The sequence below is a fragment of the uncultured Pelagimonas sp. genome (assembly GCF_947498515.1).
GTDB lineage: Bacteria > Pseudomonadota > Alphaproteobacteria > Rhodobacterales > Rhodobacteraceae > Pelagimonas.
Genome location: NZ_CANMKO010000011.1, coordinates 96077 through 116505, shown reverse-complemented (window position 1 = coordinate 116505; position 20429 = coordinate 96077). Strand labels below are relative to the sequence as shown.

The 20429-nt window shown below is 56.0% G+C and carries 20 protein-coding genes; 13 read left to right on the top strand and 7 right to left on the bottom strand.

Features of this window, described 5'->3' with window-relative positions; all coding sequences use genetic code 11:
• Positions 1-5: 5 nt before the first annotated feature.
• The 3 genes from Q1A43_RS19065 to Q1A43_RS19055 form a co-directional block, all read right to left on the bottom strand.
• Positions 6-1151, bottom strand: a complete 1146-nt coding sequence (locus Q1A43_RS19065) for a carbohydrate ABC transporter permease (protein ID WP_299937833.1) — start codon at positions 1149-1151, stop codon at positions 6-8.
• A complete protein-coding gene (locus tag Q1A43_RS19060) occupies positions 1151-2152 on the bottom strand; it encodes a carbohydrate ABC transporter permease (protein ID WP_299921417.1) in 1002 nt (333 codons plus the stop codon). Before Q1A43_RS19060 ends, Q1A43_RS19065 begins: the two co-directional genes overlap by 1 nt.
• Positions 2153-2313: 161 nt before the next feature.
• Positions 2314-3582, bottom strand: coding sequence for an ABC transporter substrate-binding protein (locus Q1A43_RS19055; protein WP_299921416.1), 1269 nt, complete (start codon positions 3580-3582; stop codon positions 2314-2316).
• A 261-nt stretch (positions 3583-3843) separates the two neighbouring features.
• On the opposite strand from Q1A43_RS19055, the gene Q1A43_RS19050 reads away from it, so the two are divergent.
• From Q1A43_RS19050 to Q1A43_RS19020, 7 genes are all read left to right on the top strand, one after another.
• Positions 3844-4875, top strand: a complete 1032-nt coding sequence (locus Q1A43_RS19050; protein ID WP_299921414.1) for a substrate-binding domain-containing protein — start codon at positions 3844-3846, stop codon at positions 4873-4875.
• Between the two features lie 35 nt (positions 4876-4910).
• Positions 4911-6239, top strand: a complete 1329-nt coding sequence (locus tag Q1A43_RS19045) for a GH1 family beta-glucosidase (RefSeq protein WP_299937830.1) — start codon at positions 4911-4913, stop codon at positions 6237-6239.
• Positions 6236-7207 carry an ROK family protein gene (locus Q1A43_RS19040; protein WP_299937827.1) on the top strand — a complete coding sequence of 324 codons (972 nt, stop codon included), beginning with the start codon at positions 6236-6238 and terminating at the stop codon, positions 7205-7207. Before Q1A43_RS19045 ends, Q1A43_RS19040 begins: the two co-directional genes overlap by 4 nt.
• A 94-nt stretch (positions 7208-7301) precedes the next feature.
• Entirely contained in the window at positions 7302-8927 is a 1626-nt protein-coding gene (locus Q1A43_RS19035; protein ID WP_299937825.1) for an alpha-D-glucose phosphate-specific phosphoglucomutase, read from the top strand.
• A complete protein-coding gene (locus Q1A43_RS19030; RefSeq protein ID WP_299921407.1) occupies positions 8927-9796 on the top strand; it encodes a DMT family transporter in 870 nt (289 codons plus the stop codon). Before Q1A43_RS19035 ends, Q1A43_RS19030 begins: the two co-directional genes overlap by 1 nt.
• A 293-nt stretch (positions 9797-10089) precedes the next feature.
• Positions 10090-11364 carry a phosphopyruvate hydratase gene (gene eno, locus Q1A43_RS19025; protein WP_299937823.1) on the top strand — a complete coding sequence of 425 codons (1275 nt, stop codon included), beginning with the start codon at positions 10090-10092 and terminating at the stop codon, positions 11362-11364.
• 447 nt (positions 11365-11811) lie between these two features.
• Positions 11812-13128, top strand: coding sequence for an ATP-binding protein (locus Q1A43_RS19020; protein WP_299937820.1), 1317 nt, complete (start codon positions 11812-11814; stop codon positions 13126-13128).
• A gap of 25 nt (positions 13129-13153) precedes the next feature.
• Here Q1A43_RS19020 and ccmE read toward each other — a convergent pair whose 3' ends face one another.
• Positions 13154-13612, bottom strand: a complete 459-nt coding sequence (gene ccmE / locus Q1A43_RS19015) for a cytochrome c maturation protein CcmE (RefSeq protein WP_299921402.1) — start codon at positions 13610-13612, stop codon at positions 13154-13156.
• 237 nt (positions 13613-13849) lie between these two features.
• Positions 13850-14878 carry an N-acetyl-gamma-glutamyl-phosphate reductase gene (gene argC / locus Q1A43_RS19010; protein WP_299937818.1) on the bottom strand — a complete coding sequence of 343 codons (1029 nt, stop codon included), beginning with the start codon at positions 14876-14878 and terminating at the stop codon, positions 13850-13852.
• Positions 14879-15130: 252 nt separating this feature from the next.
• On the opposite strand from argC, the gene Q1A43_RS19005 reads away from it, so the two are divergent.
• The 5 genes from Q1A43_RS19005 (at position 15131) to Q1A43_RS18985 (ending at position 18218) form a co-directional block, all read left to right on the top strand.
• Positions 15131-15721, top strand: a complete 591-nt coding sequence (locus tag Q1A43_RS19005; protein ID WP_299937882.1) for a TetR/AcrR family transcriptional regulator — start codon at positions 15131-15133, stop codon at positions 15719-15721.
• 108 nt (positions 15722-15829) lie between these two features.
• The gene (locus Q1A43_RS19000) at positions 15830-16507 is read left to right on the top strand and encodes a PspA/IM30 family protein (protein WP_299937816.1); all 678 of its coding nucleotides are present in this window, start codon (positions 15830-15832) and stop codon (positions 16505-16507) included.
• 60 nt (positions 16508-16567) lie between these two features.
• On the top strand, positions 16568-16846 hold the full coding sequence (locus Q1A43_RS18995; protein WP_299921396.1) for a hypothetical protein: 279 nt from the start codon (positions 16568-16570) through the stop codon (positions 16844-16846).
• Positions 16847-16990: 144 nt separating this feature from the next.
• On the top strand, positions 16991-17719 hold the full coding sequence (locus tag Q1A43_RS18990; protein WP_299937814.1) for a DUF3592 domain-containing protein: 729 nt from the start codon (positions 16991-16993) through the stop codon (positions 17717-17719).
• Between the two features lie 79 nt (positions 17720-17798).
• Positions 17799-18218 (top strand): BLUF domain-containing protein, encoded by a 420-nt coding sequence (locus tag Q1A43_RS18985; protein ID WP_299921392.1) that lies wholly within the window; start codon positions 17799-17801, stop codon positions 18216-18218.
• Between the two features lie 12 nt (positions 18219-18230).
• Here Q1A43_RS18985 and murI read toward each other — a convergent pair whose 3' ends face one another.
• Positions 18231-19043, bottom strand: a complete 813-nt coding sequence (murI, locus tag Q1A43_RS18980; protein ID WP_299921390.1) for a glutamate racemase — start codon at positions 19041-19043, stop codon at positions 18231-18233.
• Between the two features lie 4 nt (positions 19044-19047).
• Complete coding sequence (locus Q1A43_RS18975) at positions 19048-19956, bottom strand: lysophospholipid acyltransferase family protein (RefSeq protein WP_299937812.1); 909 nt, start codon at positions 19954-19956, stop codon at positions 19048-19050.
• A 215-nt stretch (positions 19957-20171) separates the two neighbouring features.
• On the opposite strand from Q1A43_RS18975, the gene Q1A43_RS18970 reads away from it, so the two are divergent.
• The gene (locus Q1A43_RS18970; RefSeq protein ID WP_299921387.1) at positions 20172-20411 is read left to right on the top strand and encodes a hypothetical protein; all 240 of its coding nucleotides are present in this window, start codon (positions 20172-20174) and stop codon (positions 20409-20411) included.
• Positions 20412-20429 lie beyond the last annotated feature (18 nt).

Below are 20429 nucleotides of genomic sequence, written 5' to 3'. Positions count from 1 at the left end.
CCATCCTATTTCACCGACCCGGCCAAGAGGCCGCGCACGAGGTATTTCTGCATTGCAAAGAAGACGCCCAAGGGCACTGCGATTGAAACAAAGGCCGCCGTGGCAAGGATTTCCCAATTGCCGCCGCGCGTGCCCAAAAGCTCGACAATCTGCGCGGTCATCACCGTGGTCTGGCCTGAACTATCGATCAGGAAGACTTTGGCCACCAAAAGATCGTTCCATGTCCACAGGAATTGGAAGATCGCAAAAGACGCGAGCGCCGGAAAGCTGAGCGGCAGAATGATCTTGGTAAAGATCTGGAACTCCGTCGCCCCATCTACTCGCGCGTTTTCAATGATGTCCCGCGGCAGGCCGACCATGTAGTTGCGCAATAGGTAGATCGCCAAGGGCAATCCAAAGCCGGTATGGGCAAACCACGTTCCCAAATACCCTTTGCCAATCCCAATCCCAAGGTGGAATTTCAGCAGGGGGATAAGCGCCAATTGCAACGGCACAACCAAGAGCGCCACGATACAAGCAATCAAAAGCGCCCGTCCCGGAAAATCCATCCAAGCCAAGGCATAGGCCGCAAAGGCCGCCACCACGATGGGGATGATCGTTGCCGGAATGGTCACGGTCAGCGTGTTGAAAAACGCCTTGGCCATACCGTCCACATTCTTGGGATCAAGCAACATGTTGTGGTAGTTTTCAGTGGTAAACTCGGGCGGTTGTTCGGCGGTGACAAAGATACGAATGCCCCGCGACCCGGTAAATTCCTCTTCGTTTTCCATGCGATAATCGCCATTGGCCTGCACGGTGACGCGCCCGCCCTTTTTCAACTCGGCGGTGTCGCCGGGCACAAAATCGGCAATGGCGCGCGACGAAATTCCCCAAACGCTGATCTCGGCATCTTTGCCGTCAAACAGGTTGCCCTCGATGACGAAAAGCGGCCCATCAGGACCCTGAGCATCGGGTCCGGCGGTCCGAATGGTGAGGTTTTGTTCGGACGGGAACAAAGATTTCCACCAACCCGAGGTCGAGATTTGATCCGCCGTTCGAAACGAGGACACAAAGAGCCCAACCGTCGGGAAAAGCCAAAGCGCAACCAGAACCGCAACCGAGATGTGGACCGCCCAGGTGAGCGAACTTTTTGTGCCAGCAATGTTATCCATCAGCGCATCTCCTTGCGGGCGTTGTGCACGTTCCAGACAAGGATCGGCGTGACCAGCAACATGATGATCATCGCCGAAGCTGAGCCAACACCCCAGTCAAACGACCGGAACAGTTTGTCATACATGTAGTTGGCCAAAACCTGAGTTTCCCATTGGCCATTGGTCATCGCAAACACGATGTCAAAGACCTTGAGCACAACCAAAGTGATCGTTGTCCAAACCACCATGATCGTCGCCTTGATTTGCGGCACTTTGATCTTAAAGAAAATCTGGATCGGGTTGGCCCCATCGACAATCGCCGCTTCGATGGTTTCTTCGGGAATGCCACGAAGCGCGGCGGACAGTATCACCATAGCAAAACCGGTCTGAATCCAAATCAAAACCACCATCAGGAAAAAGTTGTTCCAAATCGGTAGGGTAAGCCATTGTTGCGGGGCTCCACCGCTAAACCAGACATAGATGGCGTTCAGAACCCCGATCTGTTCGGTGCCTTCAGGACGCGCATCATAGACAAGCTTCCAAATCACCGCCGCACCGACAAAGGAAATCGCCATTGGCATAAAGATCAAGGATTTGGCCAGATTGCCCCATTTGATCCGGTCGGTCAGCTGGGCCACCAAAAGGCCGAACATGGTCGACATCGCGGGAACAACAATCAGCCACAGCATATTGTTGCGCATCGCTTCCCAGAACTTTGGCTCGCTGAACATCTGTTTGTAGTTCGCCAGACCAACAAAGGCCCCATCCTGATCGCGATCGGTCAGCGACAGGCGCAAAGTTTCAAACACCGGATAGGCCAGATAAAGGCCCAGTGCCACAAGGGCCGGAAACAGGAACAACCAAGGCCGGATCATATTGGCGCGGTTGATATTGCGCCCGGCATTCGGCCCTTTGGCCGGATACAAAAGGTTGTCCAAAATCCAATTTGAGCTGAAGTAATAGGTGACGCAGCCCCCTACCCCGATGGCAATTGTGAAAATGCCCAACAGTGCTGGATGCATGATGCCCTCCCTTTTTGACAGGATTCCCGTGCGCCGAAGTCACGGGCAGAGGCCTTGCCCCTTGTCAGCAAAGACCGGGATCAAGACGGGCGAAGTACACTGAGTGTACGAAAAAGGCCCCGGCAACACAACTTGCGCCGGGGCCCCCGTGAGTGGTGCGCTTACTTCAAAGCGTCCCAGCTGGACTGGATTTCACCGGCGACGTCTGCGGCGGGTTTACCACCGGCATAGTCAACCATTCCGGTCCAGAACGATCCTGCGCCAACACCGCCGGGCATCAGGTCAGAGCCGTCAAAGCGGAAGGTGGTGGCCCCCAACAGGATTTCGTTCATCTTTTTCAGCGTCGGATCGCTAAATGCATCCGGGTTCACACCCTTGTGCGGAGTGAGGAAGCCTTTTTGGGCCATCCATGTTTCATGCGCTTCGGTGGACTGGAGGAATTCCACAAACTTATGCGCTTCTGGGCTGTCGTTGGTGATCGCCCAAAGGGTGCCCGCACCAAGAACCGGGTTGCCCAACTCTTTGCTTGCATAGGATGGGAAGTAGAAGAAATCAGCGTCTTCGCCAACAACGGTTCCTTCGGGGAAGAAGGCCGGAATGAACGACGCCTGACGGTGCATGTAGCACTGTGGTGGTGAGGCGAACATGCCTTTGGGGCTATCGCGGAAATCGGTCGAGGCCACGGCCCCGGCACCACCGGCGACATATTCGTCTTTGCGGGCAAAGGCCCCAAATTCGTCAATCGCCGCTACGATGCGCTCATCGGTGAATGGGATCTCATTCTTGACCCAGCCATCATAGACATCTGGCGTCTGGGTGCGAAGCAACAAGTCTTCGACCCAATCGGTTGCTGGCCAGCCGGTTGCGCCGCCTGATCCCAGACCAATGCACCATGGCGTGCCACCATCGGCAACGATCTGATCGCTCAACGCTTTCAGGTCTTCCATGGATGTCGGCACGTCATAGCCCGCATCCTCAAAATTCTCTGGCACGAACCAAACCAGAGATTTCAGATCAACCTTGTAGAAGAACCCATAGAGGTTGTCGTTACCCGCTTTGTCGGCATAGGTGCCAAGATCAACCCAAGACTGACCCGCCGCATAGTTTTCCTTGATCCAATCGCCGGTACCATCCGCCAGTGGTGACAGGAACCCGCGCGATGCCATATCCGCCGCCAGACCGGGCTGTGGGAACACGGCGATATTGGGGGCAGAGCCGGCTTCTGCGTCGATGATGATCTGCTGCTCAAAGCTGTCGGAACCGACATAGCTGACATCGATGCCAGACTGCTCACGGAACACGTCGAGCACTTTTTGAACCTGCTCTTCATCCGCGCCAATCCATGGGCCTGCGATGGTCAATTGTTCGGCCCCGGCCGAGCCTGCGATCAGCGCAGCCGCAGCCGCACCTAGATAAAATGATTTCCTCATGGACGATCCTCCCGGTTGATCACGCCGCGTTGGGCGCGTGTCCTTACTCATGCGCTTTGGCCGCCAAAGTTGTATTGGGCAGCCGTCTTCAAAGCGCTTTGAATGCCTCAAACTGATCCGAGTCGCCCTATCCTGTCAAGCACCAAAGCCAAGTATTATTGGATTTTACCAGTTGGTCAGCGCTTCTGCCCCATTCCCTCGATATGCAAAAAACGCAAAGTGCACTTGACAAATCCGAAGCGCTTTGACCCTTAATGAGGGATGAACCTGAAGAAACTGTCAGAACATCTCAACCTCTCCCAGACCACGGTTAGCCGGGCTCTAAACGGCTATCCCGAGGTGAGTGAGAAGACCCGCGAACGGGTTCAAAAGGCTGCGCGTGAGTTGAATTACAGCCCCAATGCCCGCGCCAAGGGCCTTGCTTTGGGGCGCGCCCACGCCATCGGCCACGTGATCCCCGTGTCGACCCAGCACGAGATGGTGAACCCGGTTTTCGGGGATTTCATCGCCGGAGCCGGGGCCGCCTATTCGGCTGCGGGTTATGAAATGATGCTGAGCTTGGTCGATGACCAAAGCCAGGAACAGCTTTATCGCGACATCTGTGCGCGGCGAAATGTCGATGGGATTATCGTACATGGCCCGACCATGGACGACCCGCGCATCGCGCTTTTGACGGAACTCAACATGCCGTTTGTGGTGCATGGCCGCGCCTCAAACATAGATATTCCCTATAGCTGGCTCGACACCAACAACTCGCGCGCCTTTCGCCGCGCCACCGAATTCCTGCTAGATCTCGGGCACAAACGCATCGCCCTGATGAACGGTCTCGAATTTATGGACTACGCCTTTCGACGTCGTGAGGCCTATCGCGGAGCCCTCGAGACGCGCGATCTGTCGCTTGATCCAGAGCTGATGTGTTCCAAGGAAATGACCGAAAGCAACGGGTTCCTAAGCGCCACCGACATGCTGCGGCTCGACAATCCACCCACCGCCTTTTTGACCTCATCGATGATCACCGCCATCGGTGTACGACGCGCCATTGAAAGCGCCGGTTTGGTGATGGGGCGCGATGTGTCGATCATCACCCATGACGACGATTTAGGCTATTTGAAGAACGGTCACGACGTGCCGATTTTCACCGCCACCCGCTCCTCTGTTCGCGAAGCAGGCATTCGCGCCGGAGAGTTATTGCTTGATCTTATCCGCGATCCATCTGCGGGCCCCATGCATGAAATTATAGAAGCCGAGTTGATCATTGGCACCTCAACCGGCCCCGCCCCAAAAGACCACTGACATAGCGGCAAAACCCCCTAAAGTAGAGAATTAACATGAAGTTTCAACGCTCTGATTTCCCAGAGGACTTTCTCTTTGGGGTCGCAACCTCAAGCTACCAAATCGAAGGGCATGGATTTGGCGGTGCCGGGCGCACCCATTGGGATGATTTCGCCGCCACCCCCGGTAATGTTGTGCGCGCTGAACATGGTGCGGTGGCCTGTGATCACTACCACCGCTATGAGGCAGACCTTGATTTGATCAAGGCCGCTGGGTTTGATTGCTACCGCTTTTCGACATCTTGGGCGCGGGTGATGCCCGATGGCAAAACCGCCAATCCCGAGGGACTGGATTTTTACGACCGATTGACCGATGCGATGTTGGAACGCGGGCTAAAACCCTGTGCGACTCTGTACCATTGGGAATTGCCTTCAACGCTTGCAGATCAGGGTGGCTGGCGCAATGGCGACATAGCCAAATGGTTTGGCGATTACACCGAAACAATCATGGGGCGGATCGGCGACCGGATGTATTCCGTTGCCCCGATCAACGAACCGTGGTGCGTGGCTTGGCTTAGCCATTTCTTGGGCCATCACGCGCCCGGCCTGCGCGACATCCGCGCCACAGCCCGCGCCATGCATCACGTCTTGCTTGCCCATGGCACCGCCATTCAAGCAATGCGCGGTTTGGGCATGACCAACCTTGGGGCTGTCTTCAACTTCGAATGGGCCGACCCTGCCGACCAAAGCCCCGACGCCGCCGAAAAAGCCGCGCTGTATGATGGCATCTACAATCGTTGGTTCCTTGGCGGCGTCTTCAACGGGGCCTACCCCGACAATGTTCTCGCCGGGCTCGAGCCGCATCTACCCAAAGGGTGGCAGGATGATTTCGCCACCATCACCACACCGGTGGATTGGTGTGGCTTGAACTATTACACCCGCAAATTGATCGCCCCCGCGCCCTCAGACCCTTGGCCTTCGTTGACCGAGGTTGAAGGCCCCTTGCCCAAGACCTTTATGGATTGGGAAATCTATCCCGAGGGTCTTTATAAATTCCTCAAACGCACCCGCGACGACTACACTGGCGATCTGCCGCTCTTTGTCACCGAAAACGGCATGGCCGCGCCCGACACCCTTGCCAATGGTCGCTGTGATGACCCGGATCGGATTGATTTTATCGATGACCATATCGTGCAGGTCCAACGTGCCATCGCCGATGGCGTTCCCGTTCAGGGATATTTTTTGTGGTCGCTTTTGGACAACTATGAATGGGCTTTGGGCTATGAAAAGCGCTTTGGTTTGGTGCATGTTGACTTTGAAACCCTTGAGCGAACGCCAAAATCATCGTACCACGCGCTAAAGCAAGCCTTGAGAGCGCTAACATGACCAAATTCACAGCCGTCGTTGCCGATATTGGTGGGACAAACACCCGTGTCGCTTTGACAAGCGGCACTCAGGTGCGCCATGACACCATTCGCCGGTTTCGCAATGCCGAAAACACCGGGATTGAGCCGATCTTGGAGCGTTACTTGACTGAGTTGGGCGAAACGCCCGATGCGGTTTGTATTGATATGGCTGGCCCTGTGCATGAGGGTGTGGGGGAGCTCACCAATCTCGATTGGCGGGTCGAATCCACCGCTTTGGCGGACACCACCGGCGCGAAAACTGTTTCCGTTCTCAATGACTTACAAGCCATGGGTCATGCCCTGGCCCATGTCGGTCCCGATAGTTTGCAAACCGTTTTGCCGGGTCAAAATGCCAGCGGGTCGTCTTTGGCCGTGCGTTTGGTTGTGAATGTCGGCACCGGACTCAACATCGCCCCCGTCTATCATAGCCACGGCCAAACCACCGTGCCACCGGCCGAGGCCGGGCATATTTCGCTCCCTGTGCAAACGGCCCAGGAATTGCGTTTGCGCGATTGGATCGCCGAAAGCCACGGCACTCCGGGTTTTGAGGAAACCCTCTCTGGTCGCGGGTTGGAACGGCTTTACGCTTTTCATTGCCGCGAAGATGGCGAAGGTGACCCGCTTGAAGCCGCCCAAATCATGGCGGCCTTTGGCGAAGGTGAGGATCGCGCCGTTCGAACCCTGCGTATGTTCACCCGCTTTGTTGGCCGCTACGCCAGTGACACCGCCCTGATCACCCTACCCTTTGGGGGTATTTATCTGGTTGGCGGGGTTATGCGCCATGTCGGGCCGCATCTGCTTGACCTTGGCTTTGCCGAAGCCTTTGCCGACAAGGGTCGGTTTAGTGACTACATGGCGCAATTTCCGGTGCATTTGATGACCGATGATTATGCGCCGCTGGCCGGTTGCGCGGGGCATTTGGCGGAAAAGATGGGGCTGTCCACTTAAGCCCCAAGGCCCATAGACGACGCCTCCCTTGCAAAGCCCCCGAAACCCGGCGATACCTCGACGCAAATGATATTTGCCGTCTGAGGCCCTTTGCATGTCTGTTACCCCGATTAAGACCACCCCAATCGCCAACCAAAAACCCGGAACATCGGGTCTGCGCAAAAAGACCCGCGTCTTTCAAGAGCCTCATTTCCTTGAAAATTTCATCCAATCGATCTGGACTGGGATCGGCGGCGCACAGGGCAAAACCTTTGTGCTAGGCGGCGATGGCCGCTTCTTTAATACCGACGCGATCCAGATCGTTTTGCGCATGGCCTCGGCCAATGGCGCGGCGCGGGTGATTGTGGGTCAAAACGGCTTGCTCTCGACGCCTGCCGCCTCGCACCTGATCCGCAAACGCAAGGCCGATGGCGGCATTATCCTATCGGCGAGCCATAATCCCGGTGGGCCAGATGGGGATTTTGGTGTCAAATACAACATCGCCAATGGCGGCCCGGCTCCGGAATCGGTCACCTCGGCCATTCACACCGCCACCGAAGAAATCAGCGCCTATCGCACGATGGACACGCCCGATGTCGACCTGTCCTTAACCGGGATCGCCCAGCTTGGGCGCATGGAGGTCGAAGTTGTCGATCCGGTGGCCGATTATGCCGCGCTGATGGAAGAGATTTTCGACTTTGACGCAATCGCCGATCTGTTCAAATCCGGTTTTCGCATGCGCTTTGACGCCATGCACGCCATCACCGGCCCCTACGCCAAACTGATTTTGGAAAACCGCCTTGGGGCCGACAAAGGCAGTGTTGTGAATGCCATTCCCCTGCCCGACTTTGGTCAGGGTCACCCAGATCCCAACCCGATCTGGGCCAAGGATCTTGTTGATACCATGATGCATGTCGACGGCCCCGATTTTGGCGCGGCAAGCGACGGTGACGGCGATCGCAATATGATTATGGGGCGCGGCATCTATGTCACCCCGTCCGATAGCCTTGCGGCGATGGCGGCCAATGCCACGTTTGTCCCCGCTTACAAGGGCGGGCTTAGCGGCGTTGCGCGGTCAATGCCGACCTCGCTGGCGCTGGATCGCGTCGCCGATAAGCTTGGGATTGAATGCCACGAAACCCCGACCGGTTGGAAATTCTTTGGCAACCTTCTGGATGCGGGCCGCGCCACCCTGTGTGGCGAAGAAAGTGCCGGCACCGGCTCGGACCACGTGCGCGAAAAAGACGGGCTTTGGGCGGTGTTGTTCTGGCTCAACGTTCTGGCCGTGCGCAAATGTTCGGTGGCCGATCTGATGGGCGAACATTGGCAAACCTATGGGCGCAATTACTATTCCCGCCACGATTACGAAGGCATCGATGGCGGTATTGCCAATGACCTGATGCAGGGGCTGCGCGCCAAATTATCCACCCTGCCCGACACCATCGTTGCGGGCCTGCGCGTGCAGGCGGCCGATGAATTTGCCTATGATGATCCGATTGATGGCTCGCGCACCGAAGCCCAAGGCATCCGCATTCATTTCCACGGCGGCGCTCGGGTCGTCTTTCGCCTGTCGGGCACCGGAACCGTTGGGGCCACCCTGCGTGTCTATCTGGAAACCTATGCCACCGATGATCTCGGACAGGACGCCCAAGAGGCGCTGGCCCCGGTTATTCAAGCCGCTGACAAATTGGCCATGATCGTTGAACGCACAGGCCGCAAACGCCCGACCGTGATCACCTGATGGCGCTTCGTGCAATTGCCATCATGGTGGTGGCCATGGCGCTCTTGGCGCTCAGCGATGCGTTTATCAAACTGTCGGGCCAACGCGCGCCGATGGGCCAAATCATGTTCCTGCTTAGCACTGGGGGCACCCTCCTCTTCTTGGCCATGGCCCGGATGCGCGGCCTTACCGTATGGTCCAAAGAGTTCTGGCACCCGATGGTCGTGGTGCGCAACGGCTTTGAAATCATTGGCGCAATTGGCTTGATCGTCGGGATTACGCACGTCCCCCTGTCGATCTTTGCCGCCATTATGCAGGTCGCTCCGCTGATCACCATTCTTGGTGCAGCACTGTTTTTGGGCGAAAAGGTTGGCTGGCGTCGCTGGGCCGCTGTATTGGTCGGACTAACCGGCATGCTGATTGTGATCCGCCCCTTGGGGGCATCCTTTTCGGGCTGGGAGCTCTTCGCGGTTATGGGGGTATCTGGTCTTGCCGGACGCGATCTTGTCACGCGGCTGGCCCCGGCGCACATACCGGCGCTGACCATGTCCGCCTGGGGGTTTGCTTCGACAATCCCGGTAGGCCTTGGTGTCTATATGTTTGAAACGATGCCATTAACCGCCGAACCCATCGCCTTGCTCCACATTCTTGGCGCGGTTCTCTTCACCGCCTTTGGCTATTTGGCTGTGACGGCGGCAATGCGCATGGCCCCCGTCTCCATCGTTGCCCCGTTCCGATACACTCGGCTGCTATTCACCACGAGTTTGGGTGTCATGTTCTTTGCCGAGCGACCTGACAATTACACCCTGTTTGGCGCGGCGCTGGTTTTGGCGGCTGGCATCTATAGCTTCTTGCGAGAGGCGCAAATGGCCCGTGCCGTTCGGGCCTGATCCGGGTCGCGCGCGCCACATCCACACAAAACCGACAATCTATCAGAGCGGCAGATCAGGCACCAAACACGTGGCTCATAAACATCCGTATTGATCTACGATACTCTCCCCATCTCTCAGCCAGCGCCTCATTGCCGCCGTAACGTAAGCCCCACCAACAAAAATCCCGTCCGTTAGCGCAACACGTTAGCGCAACCTTGGGCATCGCCCTACTGTTAGCGGTAACGATTCCGTTGCCTTTCCCGGTCAGCCTGTTATGAGACAAGCAAATTTCAATGCCTGAGGGATAACCCATGAGCACCATCATTGATATTCACGCCCGCGAGATCCTCGATAGCCGCGGCAATCCCACCGTCGAAGTTGACGTCACACTCGAAGACGGGTCCATGGGGCGCGCAGCGGTTCCATCCGGGGCCTCGACCGGTGCCTACGAGGCGGTTGAGCGTCGCGATGGCGACAAGGCGCGTTACATGGGCAAAGGCGTTCTAGAAGCCGTTGCCGCCGTGAACGGCGAAATCGCCGAAGCCATCCTTGGCTTTGACGCCACCGAACAGGTCGCCATCGATATGTCGATGATCGAGCTTGACGGCACCCCAAACAAAAGCCGCCTTGGCGCCAACGCCATTCTCGGCGTGTCCATGGCAACCGCCAAAGCCGCCGCCGAATTCACCGGCCAGCCGCTTTATCGCTATATCGGTGGCACCTCGGCCCGCGTTCTGCCGGTTCCGATGATGAACATCATCAACGGCGGCGAGCACGCCGATAACCCAATCGACATTCAGGAATTCATGATCATGCCGGTGGCTGCGGAAAACATCCGTGACGCCGTGCGTATGGGGTCCGAAGTCTTCCACACTCTGAAAAAAGAGCTTTCTGCCGCGGGTCTCGCCACCGGTGTTGGCGACGAAGGTGGCTTTGCCCCCAACCTGTCAAGCACCCGCGACGCTTTGGATTTCATCCTGAAAGCCATCGAAAAAGCTGGCTACAAGCCCGGTGATGACATTCACCTCGCGCTCGATTGTGCCGCAACTGAGTATTACAAAGATGGCAAATATGTTCTGTCCGGCGAAGGCAAGACCCTGAGCAGCGAAGAAAACGCCGCCTATCTTCAGGCGCTCGTCAACGACTATCCGATCATCTCGATCGAAGACGGTATGGGAGAAGACGACTGGGACGGCTGGAAAGCCCTGATGGACGCCATCGGCGACAAGGTTCAGCTGGTAGGCGACGATCTCTTTGTCACCAACCCAGAGCGTCTGGCCCAAGGGATCGAGCGCGGCTGCGCCAACTCGATGCTGGTCAAGGTCAACCAGATCGGTTCGTTGACTGAAACATTGAAAGCCGTGGATATGGCCCATCGCGCCCGTTTCACCAATGTAATGTCGCACCGCTCCGGTGAAACCGAAGACGCAACCATTGCCGATCTGGCTGTGGCCACCAATTGCGGTCAAATCAAAACCGGCTCTTTGGCGCGGTCTGACCGGTTGGCCAAATACAATCAGCTGATCCGCATTGAAGAAATGTTGGAAGAGACAGCTGAATATGCAGGACGTTCTATTCTGAGATAATCAGGTCTTGAAAAGCATCTCGAAAAGGCGGCCAATTGGTCGCCTTTTTTCATTTTACCCTCACGCGCCCCCAATTTAAATTGATCCGTCGCAAGAGTGTGAAATGACTCTGGCCGTAATTCCACCTCTTTGGACAAAATGACCATCGATTGTGAATAAACGCGATTCGAAAAACTAAACTGATCGGTTCAAAACTGTCACCTTCGACAATCAATCAGGAAGCCCGAAAACTTCAGCTCGCCTTATCGAAGAACGTCAATCGACGATACTCAGAGCTACGAAAATGAACTTTTGAAATGTACCTTTACTGCTCGGACGCAATTCGCGAACAAACCTAACGTTACCTCGTCCATTGTTCTGTACAACTGACCTAAACTATACCTTTGATTAAAACCCAAGCCTTGCTCAAACCGGTCCAATGGTACAGGTTTTGAACGAGCACCCAATATGAACGTATCGCCCATGCCAAATGAAACCTCTGCACGACTGATAAGACTATACCGTGCGGATTATGGAACCAAATCCGAGGTTATCGTTCGGATGGGGGGCGTTGTGTTTGCCGCTATTGCCTTGTCGCTTGTGACGGGAAGCGCCCTGTTTATTGCCTGGCTCGGTCTTTACCTGATACAACAGGCGATCTATTTCCGTGTTATTGACCCGCGTCGTCGCAAATACTCCATGCGTCGATTTCAATTGGCATTGGTGCTCTATTCTATTGGCACAGCTATTTTTCTCTCCGTGCCATTATACCTTCTCACTTGGCCTAGCCCATCAATGTACATGCCAGCGGTTTTTGCGCTATTGGGAACTGTTCTTTACGCCATACAACGCGAAAACCCGACATCCGATGTCCTCATGATAGACACGGGATTCTTCGCGGCCGGGTGCGCGTGGATATTCTACATCTCACTTCCCAAGCTAGATTTCTTTCTAGACCACGCGGTCTTGCTGGGGTTCTGCGTGCTGGTCACTTATCTGTTTTTCAGAGCCCAAGACGTGGAACTTCGCCGACAGGCCGCCCGGCGCGTGGCCGAACGGCGCTATGCGCAGGCCCAAAAAGCCCGCGCTTTGAACCAATTTGTCGGGGGCGTGGCGCATGACTTCAACAACCAAATCACCGCCATCATGGGCAATCTTGAGCTCTTTGAGCTGCTGGATGACCCCGATGAACGCCGATCGGCCATGCAGCAATGCCGGATAGCTGCGGACCGTGCGGCCCTGACGGTACAACAGCTGGTGGCCTCCAGCGGGCGCACCCGTCTGCAACCGGTTCGCTTGGAAATCGACACCTTCCTCAAAGATCTCGACCCGGTCCTCACCGACCTTTTGGACCCCAAAGTTGAACTAGACATCAAATCCGCGGACTATGATTTTCAGGTCAGTGTTGATCGCGACATGCTGGAAACCTGCCTAATCCAACTTAGCTTGAACGCGCAGGATGCGATGCAAGGCGAAGGCCGTATCGAAATAGGGGCGCGGCGCGTTCTTAGCCGGGCCGCCGCTGCTCCGGGCCAACCTGAATCTGACCCGCCCTATATTGGCATCTATGTGCAAGACGCCGGGCCAGGTGTCTCTGACGAAACCCTAAGCAAGCTCTCAGAACCCTTTTACACTACCAAAGGTGTCGGGGCCGGAACTGGCCTCGGGCTATCCGCAGTGTCTGGTTTTGCCAAACAATCCGGCGGCGCACTGGTTTTAGATAATGCGCTTCCGTCCGGATTGCATGTGATGATCTTGCTGCCGCAAACCCGCGATTTGGCATGACCGGAACCGCGCGATACGCCAAGCCTTAGCTGTCGCCTTCACCGTGTTCTTGGTAAACGCCCTGCTCTTTCAACGCGTCAACAACCTCTTTTGGCATATAGTTTTCGTCGTGTTTGGCGAGGATTTCACTCGCCTCAAACACGCCGTTCACATAGCGCCCGGTGCCAACCATCCCTTGGTTTTCTGCAAAGAGATCGGGCAAGACGCCGTCAAAGACCACCGGAATTGTCGCCCCGCCATCGGTGACGCTAAACTTGATCTGCTGGCCCTGGCCGCGCACCAATGATCCATCTTCGACCAAACCGCCGATCCGGAACACTTCGTTGGCCGCCGGTGGCTCTTCTGACACTTGCGTCGGTGAACGAAACAAGTTGATCCCGTCGCGCATTGCATAGCCAATCAAAGCCGTTGACACGACCAAGGCCACCGCGGCCAAGGCGATAACCTGCACGCGCCGTTTTTTCTTGAGTGATTTCAGAGCCATTTCGTTTTCCGATCCACCAGCTTTATCAGACAGTCCCTATATAGGTGCCTTAGATACATATTTGCAGCACCCAATTGTCACACCCAAGATTGCCACATCCTATGCCAGCGCCCAACCATCGATTCCTTGACTTTGCGCAAACCGGCTATGGTTTCTTCTTTCCCCAAATATCCCGGGGGGCCCGAGCTTGCTCGGGATGAGGCAGCGCCCCTCCCCACTCGCCGTAGGCGTCCGCGATTAAGGAAAACAAGGCGCCAGCATCAGACCGGCGGTTTCCTCAACCCCAAGCATCAGGTTGGCGTTTTGCAAGGCCTGACCCGAGCTGCCTTTGGTCAAGTTATCCAAGGCGGCAACCACAATCACCCGACCGAACAAGCGGTCGGCCACCACGCCGATATGGCAAAAATTTGAGCCACGCACATGGTGCGTCGAGGGGGTTTCCCCCTGCGGCAACACCTCGACAAAGGGTTCATTTGCATAGGCGTCGCGCAAGGCCGTTTCCACGGCATCTACATCGCCACGCACATAGGCCGTCGCCAAAATACCGCGATTAAACGGGCCAAGGTGCGGCGTGAACTGAATTTTCACATCCCGCCCAGCAATGGCGCTGAACTCTTGATCGAACTCACCCAAATGCCGGTGCGTGCTGCCAACCGCATAGGCGTTGGTGCCCTCGCTGAGTTCCGCATGAAGCAGGTTTTCCTTGAGCGACCGCCCTGCCCCGCTTACTCCGCATTGCAGATCAAGAATGATCTCATCAAGATCAATCACACCCGCCGCAATCAAAGGCCGCAGAACAAATTGACCGGTGGCGGCGTTACAGCCGGTTCCGGCAACAAGGCGCGCCGATGCAATCTCATCCCGATAGAACTCGGTTAGGCCATAGACCGCTTCGCCCTGCATCTCGACGGCGGAATGCGGGTTGCCGTACCACTTTTCATACTCCGCCGGATCACGAAGCCGGAAATCGGCGGACAGATCGACAATCTTGACCGATTTGGGCAGCTTGGAAATCACCTCTTGGCTGGTCTTATGCGGTAGCGCGCAAAAACACAGGTCGATCTGATCATAATCGATCTGTTCCCATGTGACCAAATCCGGCAACTCCAGATGGCGCAGATGTGGGAACACCTGAGCGAGCGGCTTGCCCGCCTTGGAGTTGGCCGCGAGGGCTTTGATCTCAAACTCGGGATGGGTGGCGATCAGCCGGATAAGTTCGGCGCCGGTATACCCGGACGCACCGATAATGGCGATGGAATGCGACATAGAAAGGCTCGTGCTGGTTGGGGGTGGCCATCGTTTGGCCGAAACAAAGATCATCGTCCGGGAACAAACGCCCGGGTTTCTTCAGCTCATCGTCGCAGGAATGGGACGGTATTCATAGGCATGAAGGATCTCCTTTGACCGAAGCTATAGCCCCGTGGGCGGCGCAATTCAATGGGCTTGGCGCGGCTTTGGTCTTTTGTCGCGGTGCGGGCGCTGATACCATTGAACGGCGTTCAACAAGAAAAGCCTGACATGTCGGAAAAAACCCAAGCCCGCAAAGCCGCCCTGCGTGAAAAACTCATCGAACTGGCCGAGGCGCAGATCGCAGAGGCAGGCCTGTCCTCGCTCCGCGCCCGCAGCCTTGCCAAAGAGGCCGGCTGTGCCGTCGGGGCGATCTATACGCATTTTGATGACCTCAACGCCCTCGTGCTTGAGGTCAACGGCCGCACCTTTCGCCGCCTTGGCGCAACCGTGGCACAATCGGTGACCCAGGCCGCCGGGGCCGCCCCCCGCGACCGTCTCATTGCCATGTCACATGCCTATTTGCATTTCGCATCCGATCAACCCACTCTTTGGCGCGCCCTCTTTGACATTGAAATGTCCACCGACGGCCCCGTCCCGCAATGGTACCTTGATGCCTTGGGCGGCTTGTTCTCCTACATCGCCGAACCCTTGGCCGACTTGTTCCCTGACATGCCAGAGTCCGAGCTCGACCTGATGACCCGCGCTTTGTTCTCTTCTGTGCATGGCATTGTGCTCTTGGGGCTCGAACAACGCATCTCGGCTGTGCCCCTTGATCAGATTGAAGTCATGATCGCTCAGGTTCTCTCTCGGATTCAGTGACGCCACGTCAGATTGAACGCTGTTCATTTTTTTGTTGAACGCCGTTCACGATCTCGCTATATCAAATTCATGAACGATGTTCACAAAGCGATTTAAACGGAGAGCGACATGTTTGGAACTTTGAAAACCTTGATTGCTGGTGCAAATGCCCGGGCCGAAGAAAACGTCCGCGACCATTATAGCATTGAATTAATTGATCAAAAAATCCGCGAAGCCGAAGCCAGCCTCAAGGCCGCCAAATATTCTCTCGCCAGCTTGATGCAGCGCGAACGCGGCGAAAGCCGTCAGGTGGCCACCCTAGAAGGTAAAATCACCGACCTGATGAGCCGCGCCAAAGAGGCCCTCGAAGGTGAACGCGAAGATTTGGCCGCTCAGGCCGCTCAGGCCATCGCCAGCATGGAAAACGAACTCACCCTGCGCCGCACCACGGTTCAACGCCTCGAAACCCGGATTTTACAGCTGCGCCAATCGGTTGAAACCGCCAATCGCCGGATCATCGACCTGAAACAAGGGGCCATCGCCGCCCGCGCCGCCAAAAAAGAACAGCAAATCCAAAAACGTCTGAACGCTCATGTTGCCAAAGACACCAGCTTTGAAGAGGCCGAAGATCTCATCGCACGGGTGCTGCAAAAGGACGATCCCTTTGAGCAAGGTCAAATCCTCAAAGAGATCGACAGCGGCCTGAACCAAAGCGACGTCGCCGACCGTTTGGCCGAACAGGGCTTTGGCCCGGCCTCCAAAAGCACCGCCAATGACGTGCTGAGCCGCCTCAAATCCATGAGTTAACCATCATTCAGCCACAAACACCTGTGAATAAAACAACCACGAGTTTATCGGAGATTTAAAATGTACAATGACACCAAAGAAAACAGCTCAATTCTTTTCATCAACATGGCCGGTGTTGTTCTGGCCTACCTGCTGCTGGGTATTTCGCTCTGGCTGTCGGTCGACGTGCCGCTCTCGACCAAAGGCTACTGGGGCATGGGCATCGTTCTGCTGACCATCAGCTTGATCAATGTGGTGAAATACAAGTTTGACCAGCGCATGAACAGCGACCGCATCAGCCGCATCGAAGAAGCCCGCAACGAAAAAATCCTCGAAGAGGCGCTGCGCGACGACGTGTAAACACGCTCGCCCAACGATCCGTCAAACGCCCACCCTATGCGGTGGGCGTTTTGTTTTGTGAAATACCGCTAAATTGCGCGGCGAATGGTGCCTGTGGCAAAACCGTAGGTTGAGCCGACCACAACCTTGCGCCAAAGTACGCAAATGACTGATTCAGATTTCTATGCGCCAGCCTCCCCTTGGGTTTTGTTTTTGAAACAAGGCGGCATCATTCCGGCCTTCATCGCCTGTATTTGGTCTGTTACGCTGGTTCTCACGGTGGTTTTGTTCTTTCAGGAACGCCGTTTGGCGACGCATATGACGCCCACCACCGCGACCGTCATCGACAATGTCGTCACCGAAAACCGTAACTCCGGCACGCCAAGCTTTACCTATAGTTTGGATTTGCGTTTCACCACCCAAGAGGGACGCAACATGCGCCTCAGACACCCGGTGGATCAGAATGTTTTCAAGGTCGCAACCCCCGGCAGTGTCTTGCAAATCTGGTACCACGACCAAGACCCCAGCATCGCTAATCTGTTTTACCAAAAGACCAGCCGTGGCATGAAGTTTCTGTTTTGGTCCAATCTAACGGTGCTGTTTTGCACCCTCGTTCTTCTTGCCCGGCCGATCCTGAAAACCCGTGGCGCGCTGCGCGTTCGCAAAGACGGTGACTGGCGGACCGCCAAGGTTGTTGGCACCAAAAGCTCTTGGCCCCCCAAAGAAGACGGCCCCATGGCGCGTCTGATCTGGCAGGATTTTGAGGGCAATGAAGGTACCAGTTTTCGGCATCCTGCCAAAGAGTTAGAGAGTTTCCCCAAAGGCCGACGCATCGAAATCGCGAGGCAAGGCAAAGACAGCTGGTGGATCAAGGATATCGGCCAGGAATTCTAACCTCCCTGCCCCGGCCTTAGGTACCATTAAGATTTTAATGAAATGCTATCTATCAGGGGGCGCAAAAAGGGAGGAGCGCATGTTTCGTGCCATCTATATCAGTCATTCAAAGTCACACATGTCGGATCAGGAGCTAGACGAGCTGCTGGCCACATCCCGTATTCGCAACAAAGCGCGCGGGGTTACCGGAATGCTTCTCTATTGCGGGAGCACATTTTTTCAGGTCCTCGAAGGCCCCCGCGAGCAAGTCCAAAGCGTTCTGGAACATGTTTATCACGACACACGTCACTACCGTATGAAGGTCCTATCCCACGGTCCGGCCCGCAAACGTCGTTTCAAGGATTGGTCGATGGGGTATCAGCGCGTTCACAAAAGCAACGCAAATCACCATTGCTTCTTTGACCTGTCGCGCAAGGCCATCGCCTACCGCATTCCGAAAAACGCAGCGGACGATCTGTTAAAACTGATGAGCGGCTATGCCCAAGCTCGGGTGACGTGAAACGCCAAAAAATTAGGCCGCGTTGAACACGATTTCACGGCGCAAAAACTGCGTTGCGTGATCCGATACTTTTTTGGGGTCGCCGGTGGTTAGAAACGTGCTGGTCTGCCCCGATCCGATCATCGTCGGGTGCCGTTTGAGGTAATCCTCAAGCGAGGCGGCCACCAGATCAGCCTGGGAATAGACTTTGACATCCGCGCCAAGCGCATCTTGGAATACCCCCTGCATCAGTGGGTAATGGGTACAGCCCAAAATCGCCGCCTGCGGGTCGGGCATTTTGCGTTTCAACGCATCGACATGGCTGCGCACAAGGGCCTCGGCCAAGATCATGTCGCCCTCTTCGATCGCGTCCACAAGGCCGCCACAGGCCTGCGCCTCGACGTCGACCCCAATGGCGCGAAACGCCAATTCGCGTTGAAAGGCGCGCGACCGCACCGTGGCCGGGGTCGCGAAAAGCGCCACATGTTCCACCGCCACTTCGCGCGGTGGGGAATTGTCGCCCCATTGCCGTTCTGTCAGCGCCTCGATCAAGGGCACAAAGACCCCAAGAACGCGTTTATCCGACGGAATCCACGCCTCTTGCATTCGGCGCAACGCAGCGGCCGAGGCAGTATTGCAGGCCAAGATAACAAGATCACATCCCTCATCCCACAAACGTTCCACCGCCGCCGTGGTCAAGTTGTACACGTCATCCGCATCACGCACCCCGTAAGGCGCGTGGGAATTGTCGCCGTAGTAAACAAATGGCACCTCCGGCATCGCCTTGGACACCGCATCCAGAACCGTCAATCCTCCCAGCCCGGAATCAAAAATACCCACTGCCATGTTACTACCCTCTGCCTTTGTCCCGACTTTGTGCGCGGGACTTGTGTTTTTCTTCGAACTCGAAACCGTAGTCGTAGGAAACGACAGGTTTCGGGGAGAGATCATAAGTTGATTTGCGCAGGAAATCCATCAATCCCCGCGCATCGCGGCTATATGCGTCAATTTTTGCGCGAGGGATCGGTTTGCCAATCGACACACGCACCGGTGTATCGACCCGTTTGCGAAATTCCTTGATCAAAAGCCCCATCCGAAGGTTGGTGTGCATGTGGCTGGCGACCTGAAACAACCGCGAGGTATGGCCATCAAAGAAGATCGGCACCACCGCCGCATCGGATTTGGATATCATTCGCGCTGTAAACGTCCGCCACCCCGGATCCATCGGTGTGCCAAAGGGTTTTTCCGCCGTCGCAACCGTGCCGCCGGGGAAAATGCCCACACATCCGCCCTGCCCCAAATAAGCAAGGCACTCTTTGCGCGTCTTTAGGTTTTGCTGGACCGCCTCGCGGCTCTCGTCGAAATTGACCGGTAGGATGATCTTGTCGAGCTCATCCGCCCTGCGGAAAATCCGATGCGCCAAAATCCGAAAATCACCGCGCGCCTGCGAGAGGATATGCCCCATCATAAGACCATCCAAAATGCCATAGGGGTGATTGGCGATGGCAATGACCGGCCCGGATTTTGGAATGTTATCAAGGCGTCCGCCGACAACCTCAAGCTCAAGACCATAGCGTTCGACCATGACCTGCCAAAAATCGCGACCGGCGCTGACCTCTTCTTCATAGCCTTGGGCGCGCTTGATCAAACTCAATCGCCCGGTGGCATTTTCCAACATCCGGATCACCGCGCGGCCCGGTTTGCTCTGCGCCGAATAGGCATAGGAAATGTCGCGCGCGATATGACGATTGTGTTTCATTCTGGGCCTCTAAATCTGGCGGCTCCTTACGGCATCACGGGTAAGACGACCAGTATCCGCAAGGGCTTTGGCCCTAAAACATCCGAGATTTGCGTAAAAGATTTGTGACGCCAAACCGCCCCGGCAAACGCGGCCGCCTCAGAAAAAACTGGTGCCAGCGACCGCAGGCTGCCATCCTCAAGCGCATATTGTTTTAAGAGATTGAGGGTTAGACCATGGAAGAACCACTTTGGTTGCAAGTTTTGGCCTTTTCGCCGCTGGCGTTTATCGTCATTGCCATCATCTATCGCCTGCGTAAGAAACAGCAAATTCAATCCACCCTGAAACAGCTCGAAAGCGGAAATTGGGAGTGGACGGACCGCAAAGGCAGGCGCCATGTCACCCACACAAACCCGCTGGACGAGATGAAAAAGGATGGCGAAGAGGCGCATCGCGACTGGCATCGCCACAACTAGACCATGCGCACCCAAGGT

What these genes read in the sequence shown, in the direction of transcription:
- Q1A43_RS19065 (WP_299937833.1), bottom strand. Translation starts at nt 1,151, where the DNA reads ATGGATAACATTGCTGGCACAAAAAGTTCGCTCACCTGGGCGGTCCAC.
- Q1A43_RS19060 (WP_299921417.1), bottom strand. Translation starts at nt 2,152, where the DNA reads ATGCATCCAGCACTGTTGGGCATTTTCACAATTGCCATCGGGGTAGGG.
- Q1A43_RS19055 (WP_299921416.1), bottom strand. Translation starts at nt 3,582, where the DNA reads ATGAGGAAATCATTTTATCTAGGTGCGGCTGCGGCTGCGCTGATCGCA.
- Q1A43_RS19050 (WP_299921414.1), top strand. Translation starts at nt 3,844, where the DNA reads ATGAACCTGAAGAAACTGTCAGAACATCTCAACCTCTCCCAGACCACG.
- Q1A43_RS19045 (WP_299937830.1), top strand. Translation starts at nt 4,911, where the DNA reads ATGAAGTTTCAACGCTCTGATTTCCCAGAGGACTTTCTCTTTGGGGTC.
- Q1A43_RS19040 (WP_299937827.1), top strand. Translation starts at nt 6,236, where the DNA reads ATGACCAAATTCACAGCCGTCGTTGCCGATATTGGTGGGACAAACACC.
- Q1A43_RS19035 (WP_299937825.1), top strand. Translation starts at nt 7,302, where the DNA reads ATGTCTGTTACCCCGATTAAGACCACCCCAATCGCCAACCAAAAACCC.
- Q1A43_RS19030 (WP_299921407.1), top strand. Translation starts at nt 8,927, where the DNA reads ATGGCGCTTCGTGCAATTGCCATCATGGTGGTGGCCATGGCGCTCTTG.
- eno (WP_299937823.1), top strand. Translation starts at nt 10,090, where the DNA reads ATGAGCACCATCATTGATATTCACGCCCGCGAGATCCTCGATAGCCGC.
- Q1A43_RS19020 (WP_299937820.1), top strand. Translation starts at nt 11,812, where the DNA reads ATGAACGTATCGCCCATGCCAAATGAAACCTCTGCACGACTGATAAGA.
- ccmE (WP_299921402.1), bottom strand. Translation starts at nt 13,612, where the DNA reads ATGGCTCTGAAATCACTCAAGAAAAAACGGCGCGTGCAGGTTATCGCC.
- argC (WP_299937818.1), bottom strand. Translation starts at nt 14,878, where the DNA reads ATGTCGCATTCCATCGCCATTATCGGTGCGTCCGGGTATACCGGCGCC.
- Q1A43_RS19005 (WP_299937882.1), top strand. Translation starts at nt 15,131, where the DNA reads ATGTCGGAAAAAACCCAAGCCCGCAAAGCCGCCCTGCGTGAAAAACTC.
- Q1A43_RS19000 (WP_299937816.1), top strand. Translation starts at nt 15,830, where the DNA reads ATGTTTGGAACTTTGAAAACCTTGATTGCTGGTGCAAATGCCCGGGCC.
- Q1A43_RS18995 (WP_299921396.1), top strand. Translation starts at nt 16,568, where the DNA reads ATGTACAATGACACCAAAGAAAACAGCTCAATTCTTTTCATCAACATG.
- Q1A43_RS18990 (WP_299937814.1), top strand. Translation starts at nt 16,991, where the DNA reads ATGACTGATTCAGATTTCTATGCGCCAGCCTCCCCTTGGGTTTTGTTT.
- Q1A43_RS18985 (WP_299921392.1), top strand. Translation starts at nt 17,799, where the DNA reads ATGTTTCGTGCCATCTATATCAGTCATTCAAAGTCACACATGTCGGAT.
- murI (WP_299921390.1), bottom strand. Translation starts at nt 19,043, where the DNA reads ATGGCAGTGGGTATTTTTGATTCCGGGCTGGGAGGATTGACGGTTCTG.
- Q1A43_RS18975 (WP_299937812.1), bottom strand. Translation starts at nt 19,956, where the DNA reads ATGAAACACAATCGTCATATCGCGCGCGACATTTCCTATGCCTATTCG.
- Q1A43_RS18970 (WP_299921387.1), top strand. Translation starts at nt 20,172, where the DNA reads ATGGAAGAACCACTTTGGTTGCAAGTTTTGGCCTTTTCGCCGCTGGCG.